The organism is Paenibacillus sp. FSL H8-0048 (assembly GCF_038002825.1).
Taxonomy (GTDB): Bacteria; Bacillota; Bacilli; order Paenibacillales; family Paenibacillaceae; genus Paenibacillus_AQ.
Genome location: NZ_JBBODF010000001.1, coordinates 763,745 through 784,661, shown reverse-complemented (window position 1 = coordinate 784,661; position 20,917 = coordinate 763,745). Strand labels below are relative to the sequence as shown.

The window sequence follows — 20,917 nt, the reverse complement described above, 5'->3', positions numbered from 1 at the left end:
GAGGTGCGGGGATGGACACATTACATGGCACTAGGTTCAGTACAGTAATCACCAACAGTAATTACATTGTCAGAGATCATCGGGTCCATGGTGTGCGGATGATGCCGGGAGTCACACTGCTGGACATGATCTGCCGGTTCCTGCAGACCAAGGGCGTGAATCTGCGTGACATCGAGCTGCGCAAGGTTCTGTTCAGCGAGCCGGTCACAACCAGCGAACAGTACGATAAGAAGATCCGGATCACTTTCACAAGGGCAGCAGACGGGTACGAGATTGTGGCACAGTCCCGGAAGGTCAAGGGGCACCGCGAGCTGGACAGTGTCTGGGATGAGAATCTGCGCTGCGGGCTGCATTTGTCTCCTCCGCACAGCGGCGAACGGAAGTCGATTGACATCGGGCAGATTAAAAGCCAGAGCCGGCGTGTGGAAGACCTGGACCATGCCTACAGCTATGTGCGGCGAATTGATATCCGCCACCTTGAATTCATGAAGGGTCTAGGGAAGCTGTACTATGGCGACCAGCGGATTCTCGCGGAGATCCGTCTGGGAGAACTGGCCAGGGAGTATATGGATCACTTCTGCATGCATCCTTGTTATCTGGATGCGGCCACGCTGGTGCAGGGCTTCGTCGTCCTGCAGGAGCTGGATTTCTCCCGCGGAATTCAGGCCTCCATTCCGATGTTCATCGAATCCTTCCGTGCGTATGAACCAATGAAGGAGCAGATCTACGTCTACATTAAGGATGAGGGTTACCCGGATGGCGACATCCGTGACCTGATGTATTTCGATATTGAGGTATATAACGCACAGGGGGAAGAGATTGCCTGCTTCAAGCGCTGGGGCCTCAAAAAGATCCGCTCCAAGGAGCTGATCCGCAATCCCCGGAAGCTCCAGAATCCGGTTGGTCCCGCAGCGGAGCCGGAGCCTGGGACGAAGACGGTACAGGCTAATCCTATCTTGCCGCTGAACCTGGCGGGGAATCCGGCCGGAGAACGTGCACGCCAGGACGCGGTTACCTCTTATCTGAAGCATCTGGTAGGCGGTTTGTCCGGAAGGGACGAGGCCGGGCTTCAGACAGAGGAGGGCTTTTATAATCTGGGGCTCAATTCACAGCATCTGCTGGACATCGTGAAGAGGCTGGAGGAGAGACTTGGATGCCCCTTGTATCCGACGCTGCTCTTCGAATATGCCACACTGGATGAGCTGAGCCGCTATATTCTCCGGGAGCACGCAGAGTCGTTCTTTCATTCCGGTACGGTTGTTCACGCCTATACCCCCGCTTGGACAGAACGTCCGTTAAGACATTCGGGAGGGCCGGGATATCCGGGGCAACAGGAGCAGGTGCTGGTCTTATGCCGGGAACAGGATACGCTGCTAGATCTGACTGGAGCTGCGGCTGGCAACCGGTACACCTTCGTACATCCGGGAGAAGAATTCGCTGTAGAAGGGCCTGGCTTGTACCGCATCAATCTGGCCCGTGAGCAGGATTACAAGCAGCTCGCGGATGCATTATCCGCGTCAAGACGGTTGCCAACGGTTCTAATCAACAGCCTGAACTGCGGCGGGGAGAGCCGGAGTGATCTGACGGAGCCGTCCGGTCAGCGGGTAATGCCTATGTTCTGCATTCTTAGAGAGCTGCTGCGCAGCAGAATAGAATCGGCTGTAAAAGTATTGTATCTGTACAATCGGACAGGCTCTGCGGCTCATCCGGGTGATTCAGCCATGGAAGGATTTCTGGCCTGTCTTCAATCGGAGACAGATAAAGTAACTTATAAATGCATCGGACTAGACGCGGAGAACATACAACACTTACATACCTTTGTCCGTAACGAGCTTCATGAGGGCTGGGAAAATGGCCGAAGCATCGAATATACACAGGGGACACGTAGAATACGGACTTACCGCAAGGCCGGTCAAACCGCTGGCGGTGGGGCGGCAGCGATCCGCAGACACCATATTTATTTGATCACCGGCGGGGCCGGCGGGATTGGACAGCAGCTGGCGGCGTATGTTCTGGAGCAAGGCGGGACAGCTCTCCTCTGCGGCAGAGCAGCAAAGCTGCCGGAACAGATCCTGGCTGCGTTAGGCGCGCATCCGCAGCTGGACTATATGGCTTGTGATGTAACCGACAGGTCATCGGTGGAGCGGCTGCATGCTTATGTGAAGGAGAAGTACGGCAGGCTGGACGGGATTTTTCACGGTGCGGGAATGACCAGGGATTCGCTGCTGGTTCATAAGGACAGTGCAGATTTCCTTGACGTACTGCGGGCCAAGACAGAAGGGACGGCGAATCTGGATGAAGTATTTCAGGAGGAGCCGCTGGCGTTCTTCGCCGGGTTCTCTTCTGTCGCAGGGGTCCTGGGCAATCCGGCTCAAAGCGATTATGCGTATGCGAACTTGTACATGGACGGCTATATGCAGCATAGGGAAATATGGAGAACGCAGGGACGGAGGAGCGGTAAATCCCTGTCTGTTAACTGGCCGCTCTGGCGCGACGGGGGTATGAAGGGCGGCGAGCACACAGAGCTTGCGCTAAAAAATAAATTCGGCATTGCGGTGCTGGATACCTCCGCAGCAATCGCGGCGCTGGAGTGGGCCTTGCAGCGCGAAGAAGCCGTACTGCTCATGGCACCGGGGGAAGAACTCCGAATCGATGAATTCCTGATTAGAGAAGGAAGTCCAGCAAGTGAGCCTGCGGCTGCTCCGCAGCCCGAGTTCATCCAGAGCCTGTCCGGAGCCGCCGGAAGCGAAGACGGGGATCTCGCAATTATCGGCATCAGCGGAAGATTCCCGGGGGCGGACAATCTGGAAGAATATTGGGAGCTGCTCAAGTCAGGCCGGGATGCGGTGACTGAGATCGATCCGCAGCGGTGGAACCATGAAGAACAGCAGCGTACGGCACAGGAGAGCTGGGGCAAGGATAGCTCCAGATGGGGCGGCTTCCTGCGCGATGTGGACAAGTTCGATTCCCTCCTGTTCAATATCGCCCCTTTTCAAGCCGCGCTGATGGACCCGCATGAGCGGATATTCCTGGAGCTGGCCTGGGAGACATTCGAGGATGGGGGATATAACCGCTTAGCACTAAAAGGCAAGAAGGTGGGCGTATTCACCGGAGCGATGTGGATGCAATACCAGCTTTACAATACCGGCCGGCAGGTTTCCACTTCTACGATCTCCTCCATTGCTAACCGGGTATCCTACTATTTTGGACTGACCGGACCTTCTCTGGGCATTGATACGATGTGCTCTTCCTCCATGACGGCACTGCATCTGGCCTGCCAGAGCGTGAAGAATCAGGATTGTGCCATGGCGCTGGTCGGAGGCGTTAACCTCTCCGTACACCCGGATAAATATCTTCTGTTGTCCCAGGGCAACTTCGCTTCTTCGGACGGCAGATGCCGCAGCTTCGGTGAAGGCGGGGATGGGTATGTACCGGCAGAGGCGGCGGGGGCCATCCTGATTAAGCCGCTGCGGCAGGCAGAGCGGGATCATGACCGCATCTATGCGGTCATCAAAGGCAGCGCCATTAACCATGGCGGCGAAGCCAGCGGGTTCACCGTACCTAATCAGCGCGCACAGGAAGAAGCGGTATCGGAAGCGATCCGCAGAAGCGGTGTCGATGCTGGCACGATCAATTATATTGAAGCACACGGGACAGGTACCCCGCTTGGTGATCCTGTTGAGATGCAGGCGCTAATGAACGCTTTTGCCCCCTATAAGGATGCTGGCTTCAGCTGTTCCATAGGCTCAGTCAAGTCCAATATCGGCCATGCTGAAGCGGCAGCCGGAATATCGGCCATCGCGAAGGTAATCCTTCAGATGCAGCACGGGCAGCTTGTACCTTCATTACATTCGGAGCCCCTTAACCCGCATCTGCGGCTTGAGGATTCGGGCTTCTATATTCAGCGGAAGCTTGAGACATGGTTACCTGTCACACGTATGGGCCAGGAACGGACAACCGTATACCCTAGACGCGCTGGCATCAGTGCCTTCGGTGCAGGCGGTTCCAACGCTCATGTCATTCTGGAGCAATACACAGGCAGTCTAGAGGACAGCAATCAGGAACAGGAAGAGACGGATACACACGGCCCTTATGTCTTTGTATTGTCCGCCCAGACTCCTGAGCGGCTGCAAGCCTATGTCCGGCGGATGAGGGACTTCATCGGACATGAGCAGGCCGAGGACTGGGGCCATATGAAGGGAGTGCTCTCATATCTGAAGCAGCAGATGGCTCAGATGCTGGATCTTAAGATTACCGGGATTACGGAGGATCACACCCTCTCTGAGCTAGGCCTTGGTCCTGTCGAAACGATCCGGTTAAAGGAGATGCTCCGGGCAGAATTCGGCCTTGCGGCTGATGCTATCGCTGTTAGCGGTGACTTGACGCTGCTGGAGCTGGGAAATCGGCTTATACCCGAAAGAGCAAGTACGGAATTACGCGGGGCTGGCGATGAAGCGAAGACTGGTGCTGTACACGAGCTATCTCTACTGGGGCTAAGCTATACCCTTCAGGTTGCCAGAGAACCTATGAAGCACCGGGTAGCCATCGTATACAGCACTCGAAACGAGCTTCTGGCTTTGCTTACGGATTACTTGGATGAGCGGGCTTCCGGCCAGTGCTTCGCTTCGCAGGTACATGGCCAATCATTACCGGAGGTCCCGGCATACAAGCTGCATGAAGCCGGGAGCCTGGCCCGGGCCTGGGCGCAAGGCGCTGTGATAGACTGGCGGGCGCTGTACGGGAATTACACACCTGAGCTTGTGTCGCTGCCTCATTACCCTTTTGCCCGCAAAAGCTATTGGATAGAGCCGGCGAATTCCTTACATCCAACGACAAGTACACAAGAGCCTGTAAAAACGGCTCAGGCTTCGGAACCCGCAGTGCCCATTGCAGCCGGGGCGGCGTATACCGGAGACGAAGTTGTGCTTGAACGGCTGGAAGGCGGCGTAGCATTGATCCGCATGCAGGATATCAGACATAACAACACATTCACCCATGAGGTCATACAGGGACTAACCCATTGCTTCAACCTTGCACAGCAGGACGAACAGATCAAGGCAATTGTCGTTGCCGGGGATGAGCGGATCTTCTCCATGGGCGGCACCCAGGAGCAGCTGCTGGATATTTCCGACTCGAAGCTGAGCTTCACGGACGCTCCGATCCTCTATAGGGGGATGCTGGAATGCCCTATTCCGGTGATCTCCGCGATGGAAGGCCATGCTTCCGGCGGCGGTATGCTGTTCGGATTGTACGCGGATATCGTGGTGATGGCTGAAGAGAGCGTGTATTCTGCTGCTTTTGCCAAATATGGCTTCACCCCGGGAATGGGCGCCACCTTCATCCTGGAGGACAAGCTGGGCAAAAATCTCGCCATGGAGATGATGTTCACGGCCAGCATGTACACAGGAGAACAGCTCAAAGACAGAGCTGCACCGGTTCTCTTCAGGGCTAAGAACAAGGTATTGCAGGAAGCCGTGTCGATTGCCCGGCAAATTGCCGGGAAGCCCCGGACGACTGTCAGCGTGCTGAAGCAGGAGCTGGCCAGCCGGGTGCTGGAAGAGCTGCTGCACTGTGTAGAACGGGAGAATGAAATGCACCGGATTACCTTCACCACGCCAGAGGTCAAGGCGAAGATCCGCCAGCTGTACCGGCCTTGGACGCCGGAAGCAGATGAACAGGAAAGCGGCAAGCGGGCAGCCGGAACAGCACCAAACGGAGCAAGGGATATAAATTACCCGGATACAAAGGAGGAAGCGGCGGCTGATACAAATGCCGAAGCCGCGCTGAGCATCAGGAGCGAACTCACCCGGATCGTTGCCGGGCGGATTCGACTGGATGAAGAGAAGCTGGATGCGGAGATGAATTTCAAGGAGATGGGGGTGGACTCCATCAGCGGTGTGGAGATTGTCCGCGATCTGAACGAGTGCTTCGGCCTCCGGCTGGATACCATCGATATTTATGATTACTACTCCATTAACCTGCTTGCAGAGCACATCGGACGTATACAGGGTGTGTTGCAGCAGCCCGAGACAGCGGAGGGATCTGTGCAAGCCGTTGACGCTTCGCTTAACCCGGAGGATCACGACCTGCTGGAGCTTTTGTCCAGACTGGACGGGGATGAGCTGGATGTGGATGAGGTTGCCCAGTTCTTGGAGGTGTACTATGAGTAACGGCGGGATGATCAGAGATATTCTGCAGCAGATCAAGGAGCATAGGCTGGAGGCCCGCGAAGGCCTGAGACGTATCAATGAACTGAAGAAGCAGGAGCGGACAGCCGCTGCCGCGCAGCTGGAGCCTACTCAAGAATCGGTGGAGGAGCTGGTCAAGGAGGTGCTGTGCCGGGTGGTCAAGCTTCAGCCGGAGGAGATAAGCGATGAGCTGTCTTTTAAGGAGATGGGGATTGATTCGATCAGCAGTGTGGAGATTGTCCGCGACCTGAATGAAGCGCTGCGGCTCCAGCTCGACGGAATTCTGCTGTATGACTATCCGACGATTCCGGAGCTGGCCCGGTATATGGTTCACGAGGTTCAGAAGAATAGCATTCCTGATATTCCGGGTCCGCTCAGTAGAGTGCAGGCGGCTGCGGAGAAGGTACCGGAGAGCAGCTCTGAAGCCGAAGCGGCACGATCTCTGCGGCTGAACCACAGATATGAATATATGAACGATCTGATCGACCAGTTCTCACAGCACAAACCGGCTGCCGCACCATCCGCACCGATTACAGTGACTCCAGTCAAGCATGAGGCTGGACCATCCCGTGAACCGGTAAAAGCACCGGCGGTGCAGGCTTCTCTGCCCGCAATACCACAAGTCTCCGGGGCGCCCAAGCTTCGGCTTCAGACCGGCGCGAATTCAATGGCACCCGCAGCTCCTGCTGCGGAAGCGGAAGCAGCCGGCAAAATCAAGCTGGGCTTCTCCACCGCCGCCCGCAATGCGAAAGAACCGGCTGCAGCTGCGCCAAAAGCTGCATTCAGCAGTCCGCCGGCAGCCGCACCCGCCACAGCATCCGCCGCTGTGCCGGAAGGCATTGCCATCGTCGGATTATCAGGCCGGTTTCCCGGCGCAGCTACAGCAAGAGAGCTGTGGCGTAACCTGCGGGACGGCGTCTCCAGCACAGGTGAGGTTCCCGGCAGCAGGTTCGATATCCGTGCCTGGTATGACGAAGACCGCAAGGCCGACCAGAAGACCTACTGTACCGTTGCCGGTCTGCTTGAGCAGGTGGATGAATTCGATCCGTTATTCTTCAATATCTCACCTAAAGAGGCGGAGATTATGGACCCGCAGCAGCGGATTTTTCTGCAGGAGGCCTGGAACGCGCTGGAGGATGCCGGATATTCCGACCAGGCGGTGCAGAACACACGCTGCGGCGTATTTGTCGGATGTGCTCCAAGCGACTATACCAAGCATCTGGAAGCGAATCACTTGAGCAATACCTCAGAGGCTTTTACAGGAACCTCTTCCTCTATCCTGGCCGCCCGGATCTCGTATTTCCTGAACCTGAAGGGACCGAGTATTTCGCTGGATACCGCCTGCTCCTCCTCGCTGGTAGCTGTACATCAGGCGTGTGCCAGCCTCTGGAATGGGGAATGCGACATGGCGCTTGCCGGAGGCATCCGGCTGATGATTACGCCAGACAGTATGGTGCAGAGCAGCCAGATGGAGATTTTGTCGGCAGAGGGGGTATGCAGACCCTTCGATCAGGCCGCAGACGGGACCTTACTGAGTGAGGGGGCCGGGGTTGTAGTCCTGAAGCCGCTGAAGCAGGCGATTGAGAACAGGGACCATATCTACGGTTTGATACGGGGAAGCGGCGTGAATCAGGACGGCCGGACAAACGGCATTACGGCGCCGAGTGTGAATTCGCAGATTCAGCTGGAGAGAACGGTCTATGAGCGGTTCGGGATCGATCCGGCTGAGATCAATTATGTGGAAGCGCATGGAACCGGCACCTCACTCGGTGATCCGATTGAAGTCAAGGCACTGACAGAGGCCTTCCGGTCCTTTACACAGGACAGCCAGTACTGCGCGCTTGGTTCCGTCAAAGCCAATATCGGACATGCCACGATGGCCGCCGGAGTTGCCGGAATGATTAAGATTCTGCTGTCTCTGAAGCACAGGCAGATTCCGCCGCTGATCCACCATACCCGGCTTAACGAGAAGATCCGGCTGGAGGGAAGCCCCTTCTATATCAACCGTGAGCTGGTGGACTGGCCGGAGAACAAACGCGGCTCCCGGATGGCTGCCATCAGCGGCTTCGGCTTCAGCGGAACGAACTGCCATCTTGTCATTGAAGAATACCGCAGCAGTGCTATTTAGGGGTAGACGCTATATCTATATATGCATTCATTAGGAAGAGAAGTGGAGGCTACACGGATGAGCAATAATGCCATACCCGGCGGCGAACGCCCATTATATCTGTTTCTCTTGTCAGCCAAGACCCGTAAGGGCCTGATCAGGAAGCTCACGGAGCTGCAGGTGTGGATCAGGGAAGAAGCGGACAACCGGACAGATGCCGGGAATATCGCGTACACATTATCCATCGGCAGAAGCCATTTCAGCCAGCGGGCGGCACTGATTGCCGCCGATCTGCAGGAGCTGGAGAGGGAGCTGCTGCTCACCCTGGAGAAGCTCACCTTAAAGAGTGGCGAGGCCTCCCGCGAGCTGCTGCGCAAGCAGACTGCCCGGGAGGATCAGCTCAGGCTGGACGCCATCGCTCTACTCGGGTCTGCTCAAGGGAATACCCCTGCATTATTCTCCCGGCAGACCCTGGAGCAATGCGCAGCGCTGTATCTGGAGGGCGGTGTATGCGATTGGAAGAGCCTCTACACCAACCGTTCTTACTTCAAAATACCTCTGCCCGCCTACCCGTTCGAGAAGCAAAGGTATTGGCTTGAGCTGAACACAGGCCGGACATCCCCATCTTCGGCACCGGGGCAAGCTCATATACAGGCAATAGGTCCGGTGCTGGACTGCAACCGGTCTACGGTGCATGAGCAGTGCTTCGAGAAGAGGCTGACGGGCGAAGAATTCTATCTGAAGGATCATATCGTGTCCGGCCGTAAGCTGCTGCCGGGTGTGGTTCAGCTGGAGATGGCTTTGTCCGCTGCTGCTGCTTCACTGCCGGGAGCTTCAATACGCAGCATCACAGATGTGGTATGGGCTTATCCGGTTCAACTGAGTGACGGCGAAGAGTCCAAGCTGCTGCAGGTACGTCTGTATCCGGGCAGGAGCCAGGACGAGCTGGATTATGAGATTATCAGCCAATCTGACGGAGCTGAAGTTGTTCACAGCCAGGGAAGTATCGGATATACACAGGAAGCACCATGCGGCCCCACGGAATCGATGGATATTGCCCGGCTGTGCCAGGGAAAGACGGACGTAAGCGGAAGCCTGATCTATGACAGATTCAGAGAACATCAGCTGGAGCTGGGCCCGTCCTTTCAGTCCATTACCCGGATGTCCGCCGGAGCGGCAGACGCAGTAGCCTTCATTGAGCTGCCTGCCCATTTGCATGAGGGCTTCGGGGCATTTACGCTGCATCCTACGGTGACTGACGGAGTGCTGGAAGCTGTCATCGGGCTGATCAGCGGCCACGGGGAACTGGAGGGCGCGGTGGCACTGCCGTATTCTTTTGACAAGCTGGAGATCTTCGGAAGCCTGCCGCCTAACTGCGTCTCTTACGTGACAAGGCTTGCTGCCGGGTCAGATGACGGGGATCTGGCCTTCGATGTGGCGGTCGCCGACGTCCAGGGCCGGGTGCTGCTGAAGTTCACCAGATTTGTACTGAGAGTATTCCAGCAGGGAAGAACGCAGAGCATGGAAGAGATGTGCTTTGTGTATGAGTGGAAGGAGCGGAAGACGCTTCTTCCTGCACCTGACAGTGTGTCTGGCGATATCGTATGGTTCGCCGCTGAACCCGAAATGATCAAGTCGCTTGCCCAAGACAGTGACCGGCCAGCCGTCCATCCAGGCGTGTTATATATAGTAGAAGCTGCTGCAGAATATCAACAGGCAGGGGGAGCGAATTACCGGATGAACCCGGAGCACCCTGAAGATTATGTTCGCTTGCTTCGTGATCTGGCAAATAGAGGCTGCAGTCTGGAGACTCTCGTCTATGAGCAGCAGGAGCACTCAGAAGAGACAGCCCCAAATGCTGCTGAAGGAGTGTATCTGCACCAGCTGTATCTGGCCCAGGCGCTGATGGCTGTCCGGGGGAACCGCCATAGCCGGGTGATTCAGCTATGCAGGAGCGGGGAGGAATTCGCTGTGCCTCCCGGACAGGGGGCCTTAAGAGGCTTCAACAAAACGCTGAAGCTGGAGTATTCCAAGCTGCATTTCAGCATGCTGTACACAGGATCTGCGGGCAGGGATGACATCTACCGGATGATTGCGGCTGAGATCCGCTCTACGGACGATGAAGTATTATACCGGCAGGGTACAAGATATGTTCATGCCCTGAAGGAAATCGCTCCCCCTGCGAAGGAAGCCGCTGAAGCCTCTAAAAATATTCTCCGTCCACACGGCGTGTATCTCCTAACAGGCGGACTGGGCAAGCTGGGGCTGATTGTGGCCGGGCATCTGGCCCGCCACTATCAGGCTAAGCTTGCGCTGGTTGGCAGGTCGGCACTCCTGCCGGAGCAGGAACGGGAAATCGCCCGGCTTCAGAAGCTGGGTGCAGAAGTAGTGTATGTGCAGGCGGATCTGTCGCAGGCGGAGGCAGCGGCGGCAGCCGTGGCCGATGCGCGGAGCAGGCTGGGCAGCCTGAACGGCATTATTCATGCGGCAGGAGTTACCCGTGACGCGCTTATCCAGGTGAAGGATGAGGGTCAGGCAAGCGGGGTACTAGGGGTCAAAATCCAAGGGCTGGCGCAGCTTGACCGGGCTACCCGAGAAGATAAGCTTGATTTCATAGCGGGCTTCTCCTCGATTGCGGCGGTCACAGGCAATGTCGGGCAGAGCGATTATGCCTATGCCAATGCCTGGATGGATGAATATCTGCTGTACCGGAAGACCCTGGTCCAGTCGGGGCACAGACATGGCAGATCCATCTCCATTAACTGGCCGTTCTGGCAGGAAGGCGGGCTGTCGGTTGAGGAGCAGACCCTGCTGTTCTTCAAGAATACCGTAGGGCTGAAGCCGCTGGAGACCTCCGCAGGACTAAAACTTCTGGAGGCGATTCTTAACGGGTCTGAAGCGCAGATCCTGCCCCTCTTGGCGAACCGCAGGAAAATATACGGCATTCTGGGGCTGGAATCGGCAGCTTCAGGCACAACAACAACCATCATCCAACCTGGAACCGGTGCCGAGCCTGCCGAGAGCCGGGCTGCCGGGCAGCTGGAGCCAGTACAGCAGATCCTCACTGATACAATTAGCCGTCTGATGAAGCTGGATGCCGCCGCTATTCATCCTGATCAGGATTTGGGCGAATACGGCATGAGCTCTTTAACGTTCACTGATGCCGCAAATGCGGTCAATGCTGCCTTCCAGGTACGGATGACACCGGCAGTGTTCTTTGAATATCCTACAATTCGTGCATTAGCAGCCTATCTGTTAGAGAGCTATGCGGACGAGTTAGTTACATATTTCAGCCGGGGAGCTGCACAGGCACCGGAAGCCGCCGTTGATTACGGCTCCGTTCAAGCGTCCGCTCCCGGCCAGAAGGCCCGCCAGAGCTGGAAGCCGCTCCGGCCGGAGACTGCCGGGGCCGGTAAGCCGGAGCCGGTTGCAATTATCGGCATCAGTGGAGCGATGCCGCAATCAGAGAACCTGGATGCCTTCTGGGAGCATCTGCAGGACCAGCAGGATCTGATCACGGAGATTCCCGCAGACCGCTGGGATGCGAAAGAGCTGAACCGGCTGAAGGGCAGCGGGTCGGATAAGCCCGTCTCCGGCTGGGGCGGCTTCATGCAATCTGCCGATAAGTTCGATCCGGGCTTCTTCAGCATCAATCCGCGTGAAGCGGATCTGATGGACCCGCAGCAGCGGATATTCCTGGAGACTGTGTGGTCCACACTAGAGAACGCCGGGTACAAGCCCTCTGAGCTGTCCGGCCGGAAGGTCGGGCTGTTCGTCGGCGTCTCGACGAATGATTACAGCACGCTTTTACAGGATAACGACATTGAGATTGAAGCCTATTCTTCCACCGGCAGCTCCCACTGCGTGTTAGCCAACCGGATCTCTTATCTCTTCAATTTCCGCGGCCCCAGTGAACCGGTGGATACCGCCTGCTCCAGTTCACTGGTAGCTGTACACCGGGCAGTGGAGAGTATCCGCAGCGGGGACTGCGAGCAGGCGATTGCAGGGGGAGTGAATGTGATTGCCGCGCCGACCCTGCATATCTCTTTCAGCCGGGCCGGGATGCTGTCGCCGGACGGACGCTGCAAGACCTTCGATCAAAGTGCGGACGGTTATGTGCGCGGAGAAGGTACGGGGGCCGTTCTGCTCAAGCCGTTAAGCCAGGCGGAGGCAGATGGGGATTATATCTATGCAGTGATCCGGGGAACCGCGGTCAACCACGGCGGCAAGGTCAGCTCGCTGACGGTGCCGAATCCGAAGGCGCAGGCCGAGGTGCTGGTCGAAGCCTATGAGAAGGCGGACATCCCGCCCGATACCATTAGTTATATCGAAGCTCACGGCACAGGCACCTCCCTGGGGGACCCGGTGGAGATCAACGCGCTCAAAAATGCTTTTAAAGAGCTGCATCACCGGCGGGGGATACCGCTGACCCGGGAGCAGTACTGCGGAATCGGTGCGGTGAAGTCTAATATCGGCCATCTGGAGGCCGCCGCAGGCATTGCCGGCATTCTCAAGGTTGTGCTGGCGATGAAGCACAGGACCTTACCGGGGAATGTTCATTTCAAGCAGCTGAATCCTTATATTGAGCTTGCTCAGTCGCCCTTTTATATTGTGGAGCAGACGCAGGAATGGACGCCGCCTGACGGCCTGCCAAGACGGGCAGGGATCAGCTCCTTCGGCTTCGGCGGGGTGAATGCCCATGTGGTCATGGAGGATTATCCATCCCGTGACACCGTTAGCTCCGGGACCCGTTCCATGTTGTCCGGGCAGGGCAACGTGATCGTCCTGTCTGCCAAAACGGCAGACCGGCTGCAGGAAAAAGCGCGGCAGCTTCTAAATTACTTGATGCTTCATGCAGCTGACGAAGAGCTTACGCTGCATAACATTGCGTATACGCTCCAGACCGGACGGGAGGAGATGGCGGAGCGGATAGCTTTTACCGCTGTCAGCAAAGAGGAGTTAATAGATATTCTGCGCAGCTATGCTGCCATGCCGGAACAAGCCCATAAGGTACATTATGGACGGGTACCCGTGCAGCTTCCGCCACCTTCTTCTTCCACCGCCAATTCCGGGAAGCCGGTTGGAACTCTGAAGATAACGGAGCTGTCTGAGCTGGCGGAGCAGTGGATCGCCGGGAAGGCAGTCGATTGGAGCCGTCTGTATGCGGACCGGGAGTGCAGACGCATTCCGTTGCCTGCGTACCCTTTTGCCAGAGAGACCTGCTGGGTCCGTAAAAATTCACGCCGTATCGCTCCCAAGCTGTCTTCTTCGGCAGAAGCTTCTACGGTGCTGCATCCGATGGTTGACAGCAATGTCTCCACCATGGAAGAGGAGAAATTCCGCACTGTGCTGCGGCCGGAACAGTTCTATGTCAAGGATCATGTGGTCGGCGGCAAGATGTTGCTGCCCGGCGTAGCCTATCTGGAGCTGGTAAGGGCCGCTGCCGTCCTGGCCGGAATCAACCCGGTAACGGGACTGAGGAATGTCAAATGGATCAAGGCAGTAGAAATGGAAGAGAAGGAGAAGGAGATCTTCACCACATTCGCGCATGTGGATCAAGGCGAAGTGGAGTACAAGGTGTTCAGTGAAGCAGAGGGACAGCGCACTCTGCATTCAACGGGGAGAATTATGCAAGAGACACCTGCACCTGCACAGACGCTTGAGATTGCGAAGATCAAGGAGCGAAGCACCTCCAGCCTCACTCAGGCAGAGTGCTACGATCATATATTCAAGGAGGTCGGCTTCGGCTATGGCCCCGCTTTCCGGGTGACGAAGACAGCGTATTGCTCGCCAGAGGAGGGTTTATCCGAAATCTCCTTGCCAGAGCATCTTAACGAGAGGTATGCGGAGTATGTGCTCCATCCCTCGATCATTGACGGTGCGGTAAGATCGCTATCATGGACGGGAAACCGCAGTGAAGAGGACTTGACGCTCAGGGTGCCTTACGCCCTGGACCGGATAGAGCTGATCGGCAAGGTTCCGCCGCAATGCTATGCCTACGCGAAGCCTGCAGAGGGAGCTTCCGGCACAGATGATGAGGGAACAAGGAAGTACGATATCCATATTACGGACCGGCAAGGTCTGGAGGCGGCACGGCTGTTCGGCTTCTCTATTAAGCAGTATGCTGCGGCCGCAGTCCCTGCTTCCGCACTAACCCTGTATTCGCCAGAATGGATCGAGACAGAACTGCCGCAGGTGACCGCGCCATTGTCGTCTATTGTAGTGTTCGGCTCGGCTGCCCTGGCGGAGGCTGTCCGCAGGCAAGCGGTGCAGCATGGGCTGGCAGCAGAATGCTGCATTCAGGTTGAGGCCGGAGCAGCGTATGCCCGGCTGAGCCAGGCAGCTTATGTGATCCGGCCGGAGCAGGCGGCAGATTACCTCCGGCTGCTGGAATCCCTAAGGGATCAAGGCATGCAATTGCAGCATATCGTGCACGGCTGGAACTGGAAGGAGCAGGCCGGAGCGGAAGGACCGGCTCTGGAGGAGCAGCAGGAAAGCCTGGGGAAGCAGATGGATCAGGGGCTATACTCGCTGCTGTACCTCTTGCAAGCGGCAGCTGTGGTGAAGCCCCGCTCAAGGATCAGATGCTTATATGCTTACAGCAGAGCTGCGGACATGCTGGAGCCGCTGCATGAGATGAATGCCGGATTCGCGCATTCACTGGCTGCCGATCATCCGCTGTTCCAGTTGAGTCTTGTGAACTTAGAGGCTTCGCCGCCCGTACAGGCCGCCGGGAGGCTGATCCGTGAGTTACTGCCGCCGCAGCTGGCGGGCGGAACTGAAATCAGGTATCACGGTGAGGTCCGTTCTGTGCGGAAGCTTCTTCCGCAGCCGCTGCTGCACCAGTCCGAGGCTTCGAGGTTCATCCAGGGCGGGGTGTATGTGCTCACTGGCGGGACTGGGGCGCTGGGCATGCGGGTGGCGGCAGAGCTGGCCTCAGCTTGGCAAGCAAGACTGGTGCTGGCCGGAAGGCAGGCTCAGGATTCAGCCGTTCAGGCGAAGCTGGAGCAGCTGACGGGGCTTGGCGCGGAAGCGGTCTATGTACAGGCTGATGTCGCTGACCCGGAAGACGCAGCAAGGATCATCGGAGCAGCCAAATCACACTTCGGCAGAATCAACGGCATTCTTCATTGCGCCGGAACCGGAACGGTAACGAAGGCCGCCGGGAGCAGTAAAGCGGACTTTGCCGGAATCCTTGCCCCGAAGGTTGACGGGACGCTCAATCTGGACCATGCCAGCAAGAATGAGGCATTGGACCTGTTCATTCTGTTCTCGTCCACCTCTGCGCAGATCGGCGATATGGGTGCAGGCAGTTACGCTGCCGCCAATGCCTTTATGGACCGCTATGCCGTATACCGTGACTGGCTCACGGTGCAGGGCCGGCGCCAGGGTAAGACAGTATCCGTTAACTGGCCGCTCTGGAAGGACGGAAGCTACCTGCTTCCGGCAGCCCAGCAGCAGGTGCTGGCCGGGTATTACGGCATGCAACCGCTGGACACCAGAACAGGCCTCCATATCCTGGAGACGGTGCTGAAGGAGGATGCTGTGCAAGCCTTCGTCGGTTACGGAGATTCGCGTAAGATCAGCCGGGCACTTGGTGTGGCGGAAGCCCCGCTGGCAAATCAGGCAGGCGAAGCCTTACAGCCTACAGGTATCAGCGCCAATAACAAGGATAGCAGGGCGCTGCTGGAGGGGACACAGACTTATCTCGTCAGCCTGCTGGCCAGAACATTGGGCGTTGCGAGAGAGCGGATCGGTCCAACTTCACCGCTGGATGCCTTTGGCCTGGATTCGATTATGATTCTGGAGCTGAATGAGTCGCTGGAGCGTGAATTCAGCGGGTTGCCGACGACACTTTTCTACGAATATAACACGGTTGAAGCACTTGCCGGTTATTTCACCGGTCATTACGGTGCACAGCTTGTAACGTTATTGAAGCTGGAGCAGCCGCATGGTAACGAAGCGCCGATTACGGCAGTGCAGATGCCGGGTGATCTGCAAGAGGCAGATATTACAGCATCACAGAGCAGGCGGTTCATCCCGAAGGCAGGGGAGGATATGTCCCCTGTAAAGAACGCCGGGAATCCCGGTGTGATGGATATTGCTGTAATTGGCATGGATGGCCGGTTCCCGATGGCCGGCACTATTGCAGAGCTGTGGGACAACCTCAAGGAAGGCAAGGACTGCATTACCGAGATTCCAGAGAACCGCTGGGACTACATGCGCGACTACGATACGGAGAAAGGCAAGAAGGGCAAAATTTATACCAAATACGGCGGCTTCATTGATGATGTGGACAAATTCGATCCGTTATTCTTCCAAATGACGCCGCGGGATGCCCAGCTGACAGACCCGCAGGAGCGGCTGTTTCTGGAATGCGCCTATCATACCGTGGAGGATGCCGGATATACCCGCGAGCGGCTGGCACGCTCCAAAGTCGGTGTTTTTGTCGGCGTCATGTACGGTCATTACCAGCTTCTCGGAACGGAAGGCTACACTTCCGGACAACTGGCAGCGCCGAATTCTTCATTCGCGTCCATTGCCAACCGGGTATCCTGGCTGTTCAACTTTCAGGGGCCGAGCATGGCAGTAGATACGATGTGTTCGTCTTCACTGACGGCGATTCATCTGGCCTGTGAGAGTATCCGCAGCGGAGAGAGTGAGGCCGCACTTGCCGGGGGGGTTAACGTGACGATCCACCGCAACAAATATGTGTTCCTGTGCAGTCAGCGCTTCGCCTCCAGTGAGGGCAAATGCCGGGCCTTCGGCGAGGGCGGAGACGGGTATGTTGCCAGTGAAGGCGTAGGCGCGGTGCTGCTCAAGCCGCTCAGCAAGGCCATTGAGGACGGAGATCATATCTATGGGGTCATCAAAGGCACTGCGGTGAACTCCGGCGGCAAAACCAGCGGCTACACTGTGCCGAATCCGGGTGCCCAGGCCGCAGCAATTGCCGAAGCCCTCCGTAAGTCGGGCGTTCATCCCAGAACCATCACCAGTCTTGAAGCCCATGGCACTGGCACCCCATTAGGTGATCCGATTGAAATTGCCGGGTTGTCCAGAGCCTTCAGCCAGTACACGGACGACAAGCAGTTCTGCTCGATCAGCTCGGTTAAATCCAATATCGGACACCTGGAATCGGCCGCCGGAATTGCCTCGCTGGCCAAGGTCATGCTCCAGATGAAGCACCGGATGCTGGTGCCGTCCATCCATACGGAGGAGCTGAACAGCGGCATTACATTCGAGGATACGCCATTCTATGTACAGCGCAGCCTGGAGCACTGGGAGCATGACTCCGGCAGCAGAAGTATGCGCCGGGCAGGCGTCAGCTCCTTCGGGGCAGGCGGGTCCAATGTGCATCTGATCGCCGAGGAATATGTACCGGTGCAGGTTGCGGCGGAATCCGCCGGGCGCAGGCTAATCGTATTATCCGCGAAGAACCGGGACCGGCTGAGCGGCAAAATCCGGGAGCTGCACCGCTTCCTTGATACGCCGCTGGCCGCAGAATATACGCTGGCGAATATCGCCTACACGCTGAGTACAGGCAGGGAAGAAATGGAGGAACGGCTGGCCGTTGCCGTCCAGACGCTCGATGAACTGAAGCGGGTTATGAAGTCCCTGGCAACCGGTGCAGTATGCGAAGGGGTATACCGGGGCAATACAACCGCTGCCGCAGAGAACGGCACGGCCATTCTCGGGAATGATCCCGAGGATACCGCATATATCACTGCGCTGGCCCGCAGGAATCAGCTGGACCGGATCGGGAAGCTGTGGGTCCTTGGAACAGCGGTGGATTGGAGACTGTTCTTCGCAGATACACAGCTGCAGAAGGTATCCCTGCCTCTGTATCCTTTTGCCAGAGAGAGCTATTGGCTGGAGAACACAGGCGGCGGCTTCTCTGGAGGAGCCGGGCACAAGGAGGCGTCAGGAACAGCATACGGAATGGGACCTGCTGCGGCGGGCGGGCAACTGCCCGGAACGATGAATTCACTCCAGCCTCTGCATCCGCTGGTGGATATCAATATTTCCACACTGCGTGAGCAGCGGTTCCGCAAGCGGCTGTCTGTCGACCAGTTCTATCTGCGGGATCACATTGTTGCGGACCAGATCCTGCTGCCCGGTGTCGCTTACATTGAGATGGCCAGAGCAGCGGGTGAGATTGCCGGAGAAGCCGGGGTCCGGGCAGTGCGTGATGTGGTATGGCTGAAGCCAGTAGTGATGACAGAGGAATTCAAGGAACTTGATATCGTGCTGGAGCCTGAAGGCGAGGCCGTCCATTATGAGATCTTCAGTCAGGTCATGAGTGAGCGGGTTGTACATTCTCGGGGGATTCTGGAGTTCGCGGAAGGACCAGCGGCGGCGGTAAGCCTAAGCTTCGACCTCAAGGAAATCCGGAACCGGTGCCCCGGCCGCAAAGACAAACAGGAATGCTATCAGCAGATCTTCAAAGCCATCGGCTTCAGCTATGGTCCGTCCTTCCAGGTGACGGAAGAAGTGCTGACCGGGAAGGAAGAAACCTTGGCCCGTTTATCCCTGAATGAAGCCTACAGATCTGGATTGCCAGAATATGTTCTTCACCCGGCTCTACTGGACGGAGCGGTACGCTCGGTGGCAGCAGGCAGAGAGGAAGAAGGCCGGGCTACGCATATTCCATTCTCACTCGGGAGTATCGAGATCTTCGCGCCTATTCCTGCGGACTGCTATGTGTACACCCGGGTGAAGGAGCAGCCTGGAGAGAACAATCTGGGGCTGAATATATTTGATATTTCCATTCTTGACCTGCACGGGCAGGAAGTGGTCCGGATTGGGGATTTCATCGTCCGGCCCTATACCGTTAAGCCGGAAGGCAATCCGGCGGCGGAGCTTCACTACTATACTCCAGTCTATGAGCACGAGGCGCTGGTCCCGGTAACGGGAGCAATGCAGCGGAAGGTGCTTATCCTGGGGGACGGTGAGATGAACAGCGGCCGGAATACCGCAGCTTCACCGTCCGGCAGCCTGCCGGGCGGAGCCGGTGCCTGTATCTGGATTAGGCCGGATACGGAGTACCGTTCAGGCCCGGGAGATCAAATATCCATCCATCCGCACAGGGAAGCAGATTATGTGCGGCTGCTGGAGGAATTGCGGGAGAGGGACTTCCATCCCACCTATGTTCTGCATCAGTGGGCAGGAACAGCAGAGCCGCTGTCACTGGCCGCGCTGCAAGCGGAGAGGGTCCAGCCAATACTGACGCAGATGCTGGAGGACGGCATTTTCTCTGTTATCTCCCTGTTCAAGGCCTTCGTCCAGGTGTTCGGACAGCAGCCGCTGAAGCTGTTGTTCGCTTACCCGCAGGAGCAGGGAGGGTTCTCGGTTCCCCATGAGCTGCTGGCCAGCTTCGCCAAATCCATTGTAACCCTGCATCACAAGTTCCTGATTACCAGCGTGGCAGCGGATTACAGCGCGATTCATGCTGCGGATTATCAGGAGAGGCTGTATCAGGAATTGTTCTCCCAGCAGAATCCGGGCCATTTGGATGTCCGCTATGCCGGAGAACTGAGAACGGTGCGGAGAATCCGGCCGCTTACGCCTGGAGAAGGTAACACAGCGGCATCCGTACCTCTGGTTATCAAAGAGAAAGGCATTTACCTGATTCCAGGCGGCACCGGCGCACTGGGAATGATTGTGGGCGGATACTTGGCACGCACCTGCGGAGCAACGCTGATCTGTACCGGCCGGCAGCCTGCAAGTGAGCGGACAGACGCTTGCATGGCCGAGCTGAGACGGCTTGGCGGAGATGGACGTTATATTCAGGGCGATATCGCAAGTGCCGGGGATGTGCTGCGGATGATGGACAGTATCAGGAACGAATTCGGCCTGCTTAACGGAATTATTCACTGTGCCGGCCAGGGAAGCACCCTGCCTGTAACTGAATCCGCTGGGGTCTCCGGCCGCGAGCTGATGAGCTCCAAGGTCGAAGGTCTGATCTATCTTGATCTGTTCAGCACTGCCTTTGAGCTGGATTTCCTGATGCTCTTCTCTTCCATTGCGGTGGAGCTGGGAGATCTGGGAGTTGGGTATTATGCCATGGCCAACAGCTTCATGGACCGTTATGCCAGGCTGAGGAATGAAGCCGTAACGCTTGGGCAGCGCAAAGGCCGGACGATATCGGTCAACTGGCCGCTATGGAAGGACGGGGGCTTCAGCATTCCCGAGAGTGAGGCAGTGTACTATTCCACTTATCTGGGCATGAGCATGTTGGAGGAAGAGAGCGGTATCCGGGCTCTGGAAGCTATTTTCCAGACGGACTGCGGCAATATCATTGTGGCGGCGGGGAACAAGTCCAAGATTGATCAGGCGCTCAAGCTGAACCACAGCATTCCGGTTCAAGAAGTACCGCTAGAAGATAAGGAAGCCATTGTTGACCTGCTGACCCGGCTGCAGACCGGTGAGATGAGTGAAGCAGATGTGAAGCGGTGGATGGGAGGCCTATGATGAGTGACGCCAATCTGGAGATGGGCAGGATTCTGGAGCAGATTAAGCGGGGAACGCTGGACCCGGAGCAGGGCTACACGCTGATCAAGCAGTTCAAGAGTCAGCCCGCAGAACAAGCAGATACCGGCACCAGACAGACAGGTGAAGGAGC

3 protein-coding genes are annotated in these 20,917 nt (G+C 57.1%); all 3 read left to right on the top strand.

Annotated elements, in window-relative coordinates:
- The first annotated feature begins 11 nt into the window (after positions 1-11).
- Genes NSU18_RS03485 through NSU18_RS03475 form a run of 3 tightly spaced genes read left to right on the top strand, consistent with a single transcriptional unit; the run spans position 12 to position 20,766 of the window.
- Positions 12-6,170 (top strand): SDR family NAD(P)-dependent oxidoreductase, encoded by a 6,159-nt coding sequence (locus tag NSU18_RS03485; RefSeq protein WP_341148229.1) that lies wholly within the window; start codon positions 12-14, stop codon positions 6,168-6,170.
- A complete protein-coding gene (locus NSU18_RS03480) occupies positions 6,163-8,316 on the top strand; it encodes a beta-ketoacyl synthase N-terminal-like domain-containing protein (protein WP_341148228.1) in 2,154 nt (717 codons plus the stop codon). The genes NSU18_RS03485 and NSU18_RS03480 overlap by 8 nt, the downstream gene beginning before the upstream one ends.
- 57 nt (positions 8,317-8,373) lie before the next feature.
- Positions 8,374-20,766, top strand: coding sequence for an SDR family NAD(P)-dependent oxidoreductase (locus NSU18_RS03475; protein WP_341148227.1), 12,393 nt, complete (start codon positions 8,374-8,376; stop codon positions 20,764-20,766).
- The last annotated feature ends 151 nt before the right edge of the window (positions 20,767-20,917 follow it).